Origin of the sequence: Flagellimonas sp. HMM57, from assembly GCF_021390175.1 — a bacterium.
Taxonomy (GTDB): Bacteria; Bacteroidota; Bacteroidia; order Flavobacteriales; family Flavobacteriaceae; genus Flagellimonas.
The window spans coordinates 1,596,411-1,609,894 of the sequence record NZ_CP090004.1 but is presented as its reverse complement, the minus strand read 5'-3'; the positions used below and the strand labels follow the sequence as shown (position 1 = coordinate 1,609,894).

Here is a 13,484-nt window from a genome sequence, read left to right as displayed (position 1 = left end):
ATATGGGAACAATAACAGATTTACAGGGGACATTTAAGCTTCATAATGGGGTACAGATGCCATATTTTGGCTTGGGGGTATACCTGTCCAAGGATGGTAACGAGGTCATTTCTGCGGTCAGAGAAGCGCTAAACCATGGCTATCGACATATTGATACAGCAGCAATCTATAAAAATGAACAAGGTGTAGGTACAGGACTACGGGAGAGTGAAGTAGATAGAAAAGATGTATTTGTAGTAAGTAAGGTCTGGAACGATGATCAGGGATATGATTCAACGCTCAAGGCTTTTGACGCAAGTTTGGAACGATTGGGCATGGACTATTTAGATCTTTATTTGATTCATTGGCCAAAAGGGGAATTATCCAAGGATACATGGAGAGCTATGGAACGCCTTTATCAAGAACAAAGGATTCGTTCCATAGGCGTAAGTAACTTTTTGCAACACCATTTGGAAGACTTGTTGACCGAGGCGGAAGTAGTACCCATGGTGAACCAAATGGAGTTTCATCCGTATTTAGTGCAACAAGATTTAATGGATTTCTGTATTCAAAACAAAATTCAATATGAGGCTTGGTCGCCTATGATGCAAGGGAAAATTTTTGATATGGACGAGTTCAAACAGTTGGGCGAAAAGTACAACAAGACAGCAGCACAGATCGTTTTACGATGGGATTTGCAGAAAGGCGTGGTTACCATTCCAAAATCCTCTAAAAAAGAGCGTATTATTGCAAACGCTGATGTCTTTGACTTTGAACTTTCGCCTGAAGATGTTCAATTGTTGGATAATCTGGATAAGGGACATCGATTTGGTCCCAACCCTGATAATTTTGATTTTTAGAAATGATTATCCCATAAACAATGCCTTCAGTTCTGTAGCATCTGTAGGTTTCATTTTCCCAGCCAAAACTAAGCTCAACTGCTTTCTTCTTAGAGCAGCCGCAAAACGTTCTTTTTCAAGTTCGGTTTCTGGTTCTAATGGTGGTACTTCGGTTGGTATTCCAGTCTCATCAACGGCAACGAATGTATAAATAGCTTCATTGGCCTTGGTACGCTCCCCTGTAAAACGGTCTTCCATCCAAACATCAATAAATATCTCCATGGATGTCCTAAAAGCTCTGGAGACCGATGCCTCAACGGTAACCACACTGCCCAATGGTACAGAACGATTGAATGCTACATGGTTAACAGATGCGGTTACGGTAATTCTTCGGCTATGGCGTCTTGCAGAAATACTGGCCGCTCTATCCATACGTGCTAACAGTTCGCCTCCAAAAAGGTTGTTCAATGGATTGGTTTCGCTGGGCAAAACCATGTCTGTCATTGTTGTTCTTGATTCTTTAGGAGTCTTTGCGCGCATGTATTCAAATTTTGCGCAAAGATATTGAAGTGTACGATGCTTTTAAAGAAACAAATCCTATTTCTCTGATAACAACCAAGCATCCGAAGAAACAGTTCGCTTGATTTTTCTTAGATAATTGAGAGCCTCATCGGGATTTTCAAAACTATCGTAGGCTACTTGGTGCAGCCCATACTTGTTTGTTCCTAGATAAAATGCATTGTATCCCTTTTGTTTGAGTAGGGCCACCTTTTTTTCAGCATTTTTTTCAATTCGAAAAGCACCTGCAATAATATGGTGTTTGCCAAGCTGTTTTTTGTTGACCTTGATGCTCAAAGCGGGGAGTTCCAATGGAGCACTGTCAAAAAAAGTTGCTTCTTGTATAAGCCTGGAAACCTGTTTTTGGGCATCTTGCTGAACAGCAACCTTTTTTTGTTGAACATCACCATATGTACGATATGAAGTTACGCCCACGGAAACGGCCAATAAAAAAATTGCAGCATACTTTAACCATGGCCGAAAAGAGGATTGCTCTCGTTTCTCTGGCGTTATGATAAAAGGAATCTTTTCTTCCAGTTCTTCAACTTCTTCCTTTAGAACCTCACGTTGTATGGGTGTTACCGTAAAAGCAGACAATCCAAATGAAGAACTGAGATAGTTGATTTTGTTTTCCGGTTGAAACTGTACTTTTTGTTCTTTGTTCAACCAAAGCTCTCCTATACCAAAAAGCTCTATGCGTTCTGCGCGCTCCAACTTTTTGTTCCATGCTTCAGATTCAAACATGACCTCTTGCAGGGCTGCTTCATACCCAAGATTTTTTGCCTTGGCAATATGGGATACTAAAAGACCATCGTTTTTTGATAATTGTGCATTAAAGGAAACCACTTTGGTAGGTGGAATCAATGTATTGGTTGCTGTGTCTAGCTCAGTAGATTTGCCATGCGCCAAAAAAGCCCCAAAATTGGGAACAACAACACAATTATAATCGTATAAGAGCTCTTGTATGTAGGTTTCGATACGCATTGGCACAAATATTATAAAAAAAGAAAGAGCACAAAATAGGCCACATCACTTTTTATTAACATTTGAAATTCTGTATTTTGTGAACAACTTAACCTATTCTTTTAAATGACTGATGATGAAATAATTGCCGTTCTGCGTCTGCAGACAGTTCCAAACATTGGCAATGTAACAGCAAAAAAATTGATTGCCCATTGTGGTAGCCCAACTGCGATTTTTGAAGATAAAATGCAGCATCTCTTAAAAATTGAGAGTGTTGGGCAAGCGACCATCAAAGGACTGTTTGATACAGTTCATCTTGAAGAAGCAGAGGCAGAGTACGATTATATCAAAAAAGAACATGTTGGTATATGCTATTTTATGGATAAGAACTATCCTGAATATCTTAAGCACTGCTTTGATGGCCCTATAGTTCTGTTCAAGAGGGGGAATATCGATCTAGAGCATCGAAAAATTATAAGTGTGGTCGGTACCCGAAACGTTACCAGCTACGGGACTGCATTTTGTGAGGAATTTATAGAAGAAATAGCACCTCTAAACCCTGTTATTGTAAGTGGATTTGCATATGGTGTGGATATAACGGTTCAAAAGGCGGCAATGGAAAAGGGATTGCAGACCATAGGATGTTTGGCACATGGGTTAAATCAAATCTATCCGAAAAAGCATAAAAATTATGTCTCTGGAATTGAGAAAAATGGAGGTTTCATTACCGAATTCTGGAGTACGAGCAATCCAGACCGAGAGAATTTTTTAAAGCGCAATAGGATTATAGCTGGAATGAGCGAAGCCACTATTGTCGTAGAATCTGCTGAAAAAGGAGGTAGCTTGGTGACCGCCGACTTGGCGAATGGGTATAATCGCGAAGTATTTGGAGTGCCTGGAAGATACAAGGATAAATTTAGTAAAGGCTGCAACGACTTGATCAAAAAGCAAAAAGCGCATATGCTTACTTCAGCGGCCGAGTTGATTTATCTATTAGGGTGGAAACTAGAGAAACAGCAACCTGTACTGCAAAAGCAGCTGTTTGTTGAGTTGGACGAAACAGAACAGAAAGTTTGTTCATATTTGCAGACCCATGGAAAACAACTTTTGGATACGATTGCCCTAGAGTGTGGTATACCGGTCCATAAAACATCTTCTATACTTTTCAATATGGAGATGAAAAGTGTTATACGGGCATTGCCGGGGAAATTATTTGAGGTGGTTTAATACCCCAACTTTTCTCTTACCCGATTCAAAACGCCATCTGCAATTTTTTTGGCTTTTTCGGCTCCTATTGACAAAGCTTCATCGACTTCGTTGAGGTGGTTCATGTAGTACTCAAACTTTTCACGAGGTTCTTCAAATTTGCTCAGGATTACTTCATATAAAGCTTGCTTTGCATGTCCATAGCCATAATTCCCTGCCAAATAATTTGCACTCATTTCTTCTACTTGTTCTGGGGTAGCTAAAATTTTATAAAGGGCAAAAACGTTATCATTGGTCGGGTCTTTTGGGTCTTCCATGGGAGTGCTGTCCGTAACAATGCCCATAAGTTGTTTGCGCAATTTTTTATCTGGCTGGAACAAATTGATAATATTCCCCTTGCTCTTGCTCATTTTTTCGCCATCCGTACCTGGTATGTACATGGTCTCTTCCTGTACTTTAGCTTTGGGCAGGACAAAAGTTTCTCCAAGTTGATGGTGAAATCTAGAAGCTACATCCCTTGTCATTTCCAAATGCTGTAATTGGTCTTTTCCAACAGGAACAATATCGGCATCGTACAACAAAATATCTGCTGCCATTAGCATTGGATATGTGAACAACCCAGAATTTACATCTTCAAGCCTATCCGCTTTATCCTTAAAGGAATGTGCCAACGTAAGTCGCTGGTACGGATAAAAACAGCTTAGATACCAAGAGAGTTCGGTCACTTGTGGGACATCACTTTGACGATAAAAAACGGTTTTTTCAATATCAAGACCAAAAGCAAGCCAAGTTGCAGCGGTAGCATAGGTGTTATTTCGTAGTTCTTCCCCGTTTTTTATTTGGGTAAGGGAATGCATATCCGCGATAAAAAGGAAAGACTCATTATTAGGATCTTGTGCCATTTGGATAGCTGGGATAATGGCTCCCAATATATTTCCTAAATGAGGAGTCCCCGTACTTTGAATGCCAGTAAGAATTCTTGCCATGGTGCTAATTTGTAAAAAAGGCAAAGGTAAAAGAATTCGAAAAATACAAGTGCAAATTCCTACTTTTGAAACCATGCTACTATTACTTCGGAATTTAGGGTACATTTTATACCGAATTTGGTTTTATATACTTGTAGCGCTTCCTATTCTTATTTTCTTTCCATTTCTATTGGCAACTACCCTTTCTGAAAGGACCTATCCACAATTTTTCTGGCTGGCACGCAATATTTGGGCCAGGACCATTCTCTATGGAATGGGATGTATTCCAAAGATTAAAAGAGAACAAAAATTGATAAAGGGCAAAAGCTACATGTTGGTAGCCAACCATACCAGCATGTTGGACATTATGTTGATGTTGGTGGTCAGTAAAAATCCGTTCGTATTTGTAGGTAAAAAAGAACTGGTTAAGATTCCGCTTTTTGGGTTTTTTTATAAACGGGTCTGTATTTTGGTGGATAGGGAAAGCATTAAAAGTAGGACCGGTGTGTACAGGCGAGCCCAAAGAAGATTAGATCATGGCTTGAGTATTTGTATTTTTCCTGAGGGAGGAGTGCCCGATGAGCGTGTTGTTTTAGATCAATTCAAAGATGGTGCTTTTAAGATGGCGATTGCCCATAAAATACCAGTTGTTCCCATTGCATTTTATGATAATAAGAAGCGATTTTCTTTTACATTTTTAAGTGGTGGCCCGGGAAGAGTGCGTGCCAAAGTGCATCAATTTTTTGAGACGGGGATTCTGGCCGAGGAGGATAAATCAACATTGAGGGAAGAAGTAAGGTGCGTAATTTTAAATGCACTGGAAGTATAAAATGGATAACTCGTCTGCTAACAGCTTTGCCCCAAGATTTAGTAATTCACACTTCATTTTTTGGGATTTAAGTAGGCTAAGACAAATCTGGTAGCTTTAGTGTTATTTCACCAAAATGCTTATTTCGTTCCGTATTTAAGCTGACCTCTTTTTCTATAGTGTAGTTTTTGACCGAATTCAAAAGCTTGATATGATCTTCCCATTGCACAACACGTTTACGGTATTCCGGTTCGTAAGCAATTACATCTTCAACCTCATAGTATTCATAATCAACTTTTAAAACTACCGTTTTATCCAAGATTTCAAAATTTATGTTCAATTTTTCGTTTTTATGCTGACTGAATATGGCATACTCGATTATATTTTCGAATAGTGTCTGGATAACTGAAGCAGGAATTACAGTATCAACTCTCTCTGATTTATCCTTGATGGAAATCGTGTATTCAAACTTATTGTTGTAGCGTAACTTTTGTAATTTTAAATACAGATTGAGCATTTTTATCTCTTCCTTCAAGCTTGCGGTATCACTATCGAGTCCCTTTAAATAAAATCGAATGAGCTTGCTAAAAACAGACATGTATTCCAACGCCGATTTTTTCTGCTCTGAGGTGATAAAATATTGAATGGCGTTGAGCGCATTAAAGACAAAATGAGGGTTTAGTTGTGAATTTAAAACCTTGAGCTTAAGCCCGACCATTTCTGCTTTCACCTTCAAAAGATTTTCTTGTTTTTCTAAAAGTGATTTATTGTCCCTTACATTTTTGATTTTTATAGCGCATATGGAAGCAACTGCCGATAGCATTCTTAAATGCTGATGGTTGAAGAAACCTTTTTCGGGATGCTCACAGTCTAAAACACCAAAAATTTGGCTCTCGTAAGCAATTGGGACACATATTTCTGAAAGTCTTGCTTCGTCATCTACAATATAGCGATCATCTTTTGAAGTATCGCTTATGATTTCTGCCACCCCGTTGAGCGCTACCATACCTGTTATGCCATTGCCAACTGCTATTTTAACAGGATTGTATAGTGTTTTTTCTTTAGGACTTTTTGGACCATATGCCGCTTTTTGAATTAAGAACTTGTTTTCCTGATCCTTTAAGTAGATTACACAATCCACAAAACCCAATTTCGATATACAGTTTTTTGCCAAGTCCCACAGAATATCTTCCTCATTTTCCTTTCCCATCATGGATTTTGAAAAATAAATCAAGATATCTTCAAACCGATTGTCTTTTAACATGGAGCATAAAGTATTGGCTTAAATTAAAGGATTTTTTATATAATGACGATAAATGTTAAAAAAGACCTTCAAATACCTTAAACAAAAAAACACCCTGCTATCAAACAGGGCGCTTAATTGATTGCCTAAAGGGGCAACCTTCCTAACCAACTTCTTAGTACACTTAAAACCTAAAACTTACGCCACTATATACACCAACAGAAAAAGGGTTGAATGTACCAGCGGTTTCCGAGAACGTATTTAATTGATATTTGAATACGGGCTCTATATTCAGCTGGACTTTAGGTGAGAATTCATAATTAAGACCTATCCCTATATTGGTGCTAAAGTTCAAAGAATTCGCATTATTGGCCTCTCCTACTTCGGTAACCAGATTTTCAGCCTCCAAAACGATGGAATTATCGCCCTCGATAAGAAACAGCGAACTGATTCCACCAATAAGGTTAAGTCCAAACTTTTTATCGACCAAGGCATAACTTAGTTCTAGTGGAACCTCTATATAACCTAATTGCTGCACTAGGTTACCATCCACTCCCGGAGTTTCATTTGCAGAGATTTCTAAAAAAGGGACGTCTCCAAAAGTATCGGCATCAGAAGCATCTGGGATGGTAGTTTTACTTTGCAAGACCAGATTTCTGGAAGTCTGGTTATACGATATATTGTCGATTAGATCGTTCGTGGAGCCATCCAAAGAAGAAGATGCAGAAATACCGTTGGTGTCATACCCAAAATTAACTTTGTGGACGCCAGAACGCACTTTTAATCGTTTTCCAACATCGTAGGCTACAGTTACGCCATAGCTCAGATTAACACTCCCAGATTTTGAATTTGAAGCAAAGTTCGAATGTATGGGAGAGCCCTCTCCCGTAGAACCAAAATACACAGGGGCGACAGAAGGGCCTACGGACCATCTACCATTATTGCTATTTTCTACAACTGTCTCTTCTTCCTGTTGTGCAATAGCATCAAAAATAGATTGTTTTTTATTTTCTGCAATGCCTTCATTTTCCTTCTCGTTTTGAAGTATCCCCTCTTTTTTCAAGACTTCTTTAGTTGTATTGGGCGGGGAGACGGTGTTCTTATCCTGATCTTTAACAACAGCTATCGCATCCGTTTGATTTTTAGTTGGAAAACCTAAAACATCCGCTGCATTATTTTCGTTTACAGGTTTCTTCTTTTCAATACTATCATCTGAAGCAACACCTTGTGCATCCTGTTTGGTTTTTTCAACATCTATCCCATGCGATAAGTTGTTTTTTGGATTGTTTTTGTTTTCAGGGAGGCCTTCATCTTCAAATACATCTGTTGCAGCATACTCCTGAGCGTTTTTTATGCTTTGGTTTTTGTTTAGAGAACCGTCCGTGTCTTCGTAATTTTCTGTTGAGGTATCTTTTGGGTTGTTTGTGGCATCCTCATTTGAAGAGTTGGTCAATTCCTGTACATTGGAATGCTTTGAAACACTATCATTTTGATGTACTTCTTCTTTGTTTTCAATATCGGTAATTAGTATTTGGGAATCGTTTCCTGTATTATCGAATGGATTTATCACATAAAACAGTATCGCCAACAATGCGGCAACACCGCCCATTCGCCACCAAAATGGTACTATCCTTTTTTTGTCCTTTTTGTCCAAAGAAGCTTCAATGGATTCCCAAACCCTTTCGTCTGGAACTTCATGAAACCCTGTAAATGTCTCTTTGAACAGTTGCTCTAAATTCTTTTTCCCCATTATGAGATCATTTAAGCAATGTTTATATTTTCTTTTTCAATTTTTTCCCTCAAAATCATTTTAGCCCTAGCTAAATTTGATTTTGAAGTCCCAGTGGATGTCCCTAGCATCTCACTTATTTCTTTATGGCTGTAACCATCCAAAACATAGAGGTTAAAAGTTAACCTGTATTTATTTGGCAGCTGTTGAATATGTCCCAGCAAAGCAGAAAGACTAATATCTGCTTGTTCGGTATCAACCTCTATTTCTTCACTAATATTTTCAGAAACAACATTTAAGTGTTGTTCTTTTCTGTACTTCTGAAGCACCGTGTTCACGGTAATCCGTTTTATCCACCCTTCAAAGGAACCATTGTGGTTGAACTGATCTATTTTGTTGAAAATGGTCATAAAACTGTCGTGCAGATTATCTTCTGCTTCAGTCTTATTCTTGGAATATTTTAAGCACATCCCAAAAAGAACCCCGGAATATTTCCTATATAGTTCAGCCTGTGCCTTTCTTTTCCCTTTCTTACAATTATGTATCAGTTCTTCAAGATCCAAATGTTGGTTAATTTTGGATTATTGACAATCAGTTCGTTGATTCTGCATCCACTGGAATAATATACTCCAGATAGACTGCCTCGTCATTATCATTGGTGCCTGCGTAAAACCTAAACGTGTACTCTCCTGTAAAGATTACATTAAATCTAAAAATGGCTTCCACTTCCTCAACAGCTTGCGCACAAGCTGTTTCATCGGTCAAAACTGTGCCGATCATAGCAATGTTACGTTCGGTCTGAGCCGTTTTTACAACATCATAACCTTCAAAAAATGTACAGGAATCCGGCCTTAAATACGTAACTTCAATATCGTATGTTCGGTTTAGTTCAAAAGACTCCGGAACATTGGCTTCCAACACTGTCAGAGTCGTAAAATGAAAGTTTGGTGTGTCATCATCCAAATCGCACGAAATGAAGAAAGTAAAAACCCCTAGCAGAAGAAATAATACAATTCCCTTTTTCATCATTAAAAATTCTTTTTTAATCTTTAGATGAATAGTGGCGCCAAGGGTTGCGTAGGATTTTCACAACCTATGGTTAAAAGGGTAAAAGTATATTACAGTTTAAGCGTTTACCGCGGCAATGGCTTCTTTAATTTTACCCTCAAGTTCTTCTGCAAGTTCTGGATTATCTGCCAACAGCGACTTAACGGCATCCCTACCTTGTCCAAGCTTGGTATCCCCATAGCTAAACCAAGAACCACTTTTCTTTACAATTTCGTAGGCTACCCCTAAATCAAGAATCTCTCCTATTTTGGAAATTCCTTCCCCATACATAATATCAAACTCAGCAGTTTTAAAAGGAGGAGCAACTTTGTTTTTTACAACTTTAACCCTTGTTTTGTTCCCCAACACATTTCCTTCCGTATTTTTTATTTGTGTTGATCGCCTAATATCCAATCGAACAGAAGCGTAAAACTTAAGTGCATTACCACCTGTAGTGGTCTCGGGATTCCCAAACATGACCCCAATTTTTTCGCGCAATTGGTTAATAAAGACCACGGTGCAATTTGTTTTGCTTATGGTGGAGGTAAGTTTTCGTAACGCTTGTGACATTAAACGTGCATGCAACCCCATTTTGGAATCTCCCATTTCCCCTTCAATTTCACTTTTTGGGGTAAGGGCTGCCACAGAATCAACAATAACAATATCAATGGCACCAGAACGGATTAGATTATCGGCAATTTCCAAAGCTTGTTCACCATGATCAGGTTGGGAGATAATAAGATTGTCGATATCTACACCTAATTTTTTGGCATAGAAACGATCAAAAGCATGTTCAGCATCAATAAACGCTGCAATACCGCCATTTTTTTGTGCTTCGGCAATAGCATGTAGCGTCAATGTAGTTTTACCAGAAGATTCAGGTCCATAAATTTCTATGACCCTACCTCTGGGATAACCACTTACGCCCAAAGCAATATCAAGTCCTAACGATCCAGAAGGGATTACTTCAATATCTTCAACGACACTATCTCCCATTTTCATGACAGCACCTTTACCGTAGGTTTTGTCCAGTTTATCCAATGTAAGTTTTAGTGCTTTTAGTTTTGCTTCTTTTTCGTTGCTCATCGTTCTTTTATTAGGATGGCTAAATTACCATTTCTTTCTTCATGCTACAAAAAGGCAAGCAACCTTTTTGAATGGACAGTATCTTATTAACACTAACTCATGCGAGCAAAGAACAGGTTTGTTTTTTTCCATTTCAATAAACCCGTACCACATGCAAAAGGGAAATTTGCGCTATGAAAAGAGCTTGGGTAGTGTAAAAGGGTTCCTTAAAACTAGGAGCCCTATTCTTTTTTACTGAATTGGAATTTTTACCTTTGCCACCATCTTTTAACTTAAAACTATTGGTATAGCATGCAACTGTACAATACACTAAGTGCAAAAGAAAGGGAAAAACTTATCGAAGATGCCGGCAAAGACCGGTTGACCATCTCTTTCTATAAATATGCACAGATACGAAATCTAGAAATCTTTAGGAACCATTTATTCATTCATTGGGACGAACTGGAAGTTCTAGGTAGAATTTATGTGGCCCACGAAGGTATAAACGCGCAACTTTCGGTCCCTGCGGATAACTTTGAATTGTTTAAAAAACATCTGGACAGTATTGTTTTTCTAGAAAAAGTCCGATTAAATATTGCTATTGAGCAGGATAACAAATCGTTCTTGAAACTCAAGGTAAAGATTCGTGAAAAAATAGTTGCGGATGGATTGAACGATGCTTCTTTTGATGTTACAAACAAGGGAATACATGTGGGAGCGGAACAGTTCAACGAACTTATTGAAGACCCGGATACCGTTCTGGTGGACATGCGCAATCACTATGAAAGCGAAATAGGACATTTTAAAAATGCCGTAACACCAGATGTGGATACCTTTAGGGATTCGCTGGACATCATTGAAAAAGACCTTGCAGAACATAAGGATGATAAAAAATTGGTGATGTACTGTACAGGGGGTATACGGTGCGAAAAAGCCAGTGCCTACTACAAGCACAAAGGCTTCAAAAATGTATACCAATTGGAAGGAGGGATTATTGAATACACTAGACAAGTCAAGGCTCAAAGTTTAGAGAATAAGTTTTTGGGCAAAAATTTTGTTTTCGACCATAGAAGAGGGGAACGTATTTCGAGCGATGTTATTTCTAATTGCCATCAATGTGGGGAACCCTGTGATGAACATGTAAACTGTGCAAATGAAGCTTGCCACCTACTGTTTATACAATGTGAAAAATGTGCAGAAGCCATGGGTGATTGCTGCTCCTCGGAATGTAAAGAAGTACACCAACTACCTTTTGAGGAGCAAAAACGTTTGCGCAAAGGCAAAAAAGCAAGCAACAAAATTTTTAAGAAAGGACGGTCAGAAGTCCTGCGCTACAAAAAGTAGTATTTCGCTTCTGAAACAAATTATACTATCTTTACGTTTAGTTATTTATAAACCCTTTTTAAAGAAATAGTAGTCATTTCTTTAAATCAAGATATAAAATATGGGATGTAGCAGTTGTTCAACCGGCAAGGATGGACAACCGCGTGGTTGCAAGAACAATGGTACTTGTGGCACTGATGGTTGTAATAAGCTAACGGTTTTTGATTGGCTTTCCAATATGTCGCTACCTAACGGTCAAAAGCCTTTTGATTGTGTTGAGGTACGGTTCAAGAACAGTAGAAAAGAATTTTTTAGGAATACAGATAACCTACCGTTGGTCATAGGCGATGTAGTGGCAACTCAGGCGAAGTCTGGTCATGACATAGGGATAGTTACGCTTACCGGGGAGTTGGTAAAAGTGCAAATGAAAAAAAAGAAGGTTGCACATGATGAGACAATTCCCAAAATCTACAGAAAAGCTTCACAACGCGATATAGACATTTGGCAAAAATGCCGAAACAAAGAACCTGAAATTCAAAAACGTTCGAGAGAAATCGCTATTTCTTTAAAGCTTCAAATGAAGCTTAGCGATGTTGAATTTCAGGGAGATGGATCAAAAGCAACTTTTTATTATACTGCGGAGGACCGTGTAGATTTTAGACAGCTCATTAAAGATATGGCCAAGGCTTTTAGCATTCGTATAGAAATGCGACAAATAGGCTATCGCCAAGAAGCACAACGCTTGGGCGGAATAGGTTCTTGTGGTAGAGAACTCTGTTGTTCCACGTGGCTAACCGATTTTAGGTCGGTAAGTACAGCGTCGGCCAGGTACCAACAATTGGCATTGAATCCACAAAAATTGGCAGGACAATGCGGAAAGCTAAAATGTTGCCTCAACTATGAGCTGGACATGTACTTGGAAGCACTTAAAGACTTTCCAACACAAGACAGCCGTCTTCTTACAAAAAAAGGTATTGCCTTTTGTCAAAAAACGGATATTTTCAAGCAAACACTTTGGTTTTCATACAAGGATGACCCCGCTACATGGCATGCGTTAGATAAAGACCATGTACTTGAGATTTTGGAAATGAACAAAAGGAATGAAAAGATAGCCAGCTTGGAAGAATACGCACAAGACAATGTTAGTGAAGAAAAATTGGCTTTTGAAAATGTAGTGGGCCAAGATAGCCTTACCCGATTCGATAGACCCAAGAAAAAGAAACGAAATAATAAAAAGAGAAGAAAAAATAAACCAAAAGCATCCTCCAATGCACAATAAATTCTTCATTGTATTGGTTTTAGTCTTGAGCTTGGCATCCTGTAACAATGCGCTCATTTTCTCTGATTATAAGGCTGTGGAGAATGGGGCATGGAATATGGATAACCCGATAAGCTTCGAATTTTCAAAATTGGATTCCTTACAATCGCATAACATGTTCATAAGCATTAGGAACGATAACACATTTCAGTTTAATAATCTTTTCTTGATTACAGAAATGGAATATCCTAGTGGGAATGTAGTTAAAGACACTTTGGAATATAAAATGGCCAAACCTACTGGGGAGTGGTTGGGCAAGGGTATTGGAAGTGTTAAGGAAAACAAGCTTTGGTATCAGGAAAAAATCGTTTTTCCAGATTCGGGCGTATATAGGGTACGTATTTCACATGCCATGCGGAAGAATGGGGACGTGGATGGTCTTTACTCGCTGGATGGTATAACCGATGTTGGTTTGGAAATTGAAAAAAGCACGCAATAAAA

The 13,484-nt window shown here is 38.6% G+C and carries 14 protein-coding genes; 6 read left to right on the top strand and 8 right to left on the bottom strand.

Annotation, left to right across the window (positions count from 1 at the left end; translation table 11 throughout):
* Nucleotides 1–2: 2 nt before the first annotated feature.
* Nucleotides 3–839 carry an aldo/keto reductase gene (locus LV716_RS07185; protein WP_163417070.1) on the top strand — a complete coding sequence of 279 codons (837 nt, stop codon included), beginning with the start codon at nt 3–5 and terminating at the stop codon, nt 837–839.
* A gap of 6 nt (nt 840–845) precedes the next feature.
* Here LV716_RS07185 and LV716_RS07180 read toward each other — a convergent pair whose 3' ends face one another.
* Nucleotides 846–1,358 carry an acyl-CoA thioesterase gene (locus tag LV716_RS07180; protein ID WP_163417069.1) on the bottom strand — a complete coding sequence of 171 codons (513 nt, stop codon included), beginning with the start codon at nt 1,356–1,358 and terminating at the stop codon, nt 846–848.
* A gap of 57 nt (nt 1,359–1,415) precedes the next feature.
* Nucleotides 1,416–2,360, bottom strand: coding sequence for an SPOR domain-containing protein (locus LV716_RS07175; protein WP_163417068.1), 945 nt, complete (start codon nt 2,358–2,360; stop codon nt 1,416–1,418).
* A gap of 105 nt (nt 2,361–2,465) precedes the next feature.
* Here LV716_RS07175 and dprA point away from each other — a divergent pair, with 105 nt between their 5' ends.
* The gene (gene dprA / locus LV716_RS07170; RefSeq protein ID WP_163417067.1) at nt 2,466–3,566 is read left to right on the top strand and encodes a DNA-processing protein DprA; all 1,101 of its coding nucleotides are present in this window, start codon (nt 2,466–2,468) and stop codon (nt 3,564–3,566) included.
* On the opposite strand, the gene trpS is transcribed toward dprA, so the two are convergent.
* Nucleotides 3,563–4,531, bottom strand: a complete 969-nt coding sequence (gene trpS / locus LV716_RS07165; RefSeq protein WP_163417066.1) for a tryptophan--tRNA ligase — start codon at nt 4,529–4,531, stop codon at nt 3,563–3,565. The genes dprA and trpS overlap by 4 nt on opposite strands.
* 73 nt (nt 4,532–4,604) lie before the next feature.
* Here trpS and LV716_RS07160 point away from each other — a divergent pair, with 73 nt between their 5' ends.
* Nucleotides 4,605–5,339: a 1-acyl-sn-glycerol-3-phosphate acyltransferase gene (locus LV716_RS07160; protein ID WP_163417065.1), complete on the top strand. Its 735-nt coding sequence runs from the start codon at nt 4,605–4,607 to the stop codon at nt 5,337–5,339.
* A gap of 76 nt (nt 5,340–5,415) precedes the next feature.
* Here LV716_RS07160 and LV716_RS07155 read toward each other — a convergent pair whose 3' ends face one another.
* From LV716_RS07155 to recA, 5 genes are all read right to left on the bottom strand, one after another.
* Entirely contained in the window at nt 5,416–6,582 is a 1,167-nt protein-coding gene (locus tag LV716_RS07155; RefSeq protein WP_163417064.1) for a histidine kinase, read from the bottom strand.
* Nucleotides 6,583–6,745: 163 nt separating this feature from the next.
* Entirely contained in the window at nt 6,746–8,311 is a 1,566-nt protein-coding gene (locus tag LV716_RS07150; RefSeq protein WP_163417063.1) for an outer membrane beta-barrel protein, read from the bottom strand.
* Nucleotides 8,312–8,322: 11 nt separating this feature from the next.
* Nucleotides 8,323–8,853, bottom strand: coding sequence for an RNA polymerase sigma factor (locus tag LV716_RS07145; protein WP_163417062.1), 531 nt, complete (start codon nt 8,851–8,853; stop codon nt 8,323–8,325).
* Between the two features lie 28 nt (nt 8,854–8,881).
* Entirely contained in the window at nt 8,882–9,319 is a 438-nt protein-coding gene (locus LV716_RS07140; protein WP_233759253.1) for a hypothetical protein, read from the bottom strand.
* Between the two features lie 96 nt (nt 9,320–9,415).
* Entirely contained in the window at nt 9,416–10,423 is a 1,008-nt protein-coding gene (gene recA, locus LV716_RS07135; RefSeq protein ID WP_163417061.1) for a recombinase RecA, read from the bottom strand.
* A gap of 291 nt (nt 10,424–10,714) precedes the next feature.
* Between recA and LV716_RS07130 the strand changes: the two genes are divergently transcribed.
* The 3 genes from LV716_RS07130 (at nt 10,715) to LV716_RS07120 (ending at nt 13,482) form a co-directional block, all read left to right on the top strand.
* Nucleotides 10,715–11,746, top strand: a complete 1,032-nt coding sequence (locus tag LV716_RS07130; RefSeq protein ID WP_163417060.1) for a rhodanese-related sulfurtransferase — start codon at nt 10,715–10,717, stop codon at nt 11,744–11,746.
* Nucleotides 11,747–11,846: 100 nt separating this feature from the next.
* A complete protein-coding gene (locus LV716_RS07125) occupies nt 11,847–13,004 on the top strand; it encodes a regulatory iron-sulfur-containing complex subunit RicT (protein WP_163417059.1) in 1,158 nt (385 codons plus the stop codon).
* The gene (locus LV716_RS07120; protein WP_163417058.1) at nt 12,994–13,482 is read left to right on the top strand and encodes a gliding motility lipoprotein GldH; all 489 of its coding nucleotides are present in this window, start codon (nt 12,994–12,996) and stop codon (nt 13,480–13,482) included. Before LV716_RS07125 ends, LV716_RS07120 begins: the two co-directional genes overlap by 11 nt.
* Nucleotides 13,483–13,484 lie beyond the last annotated feature (2 nt).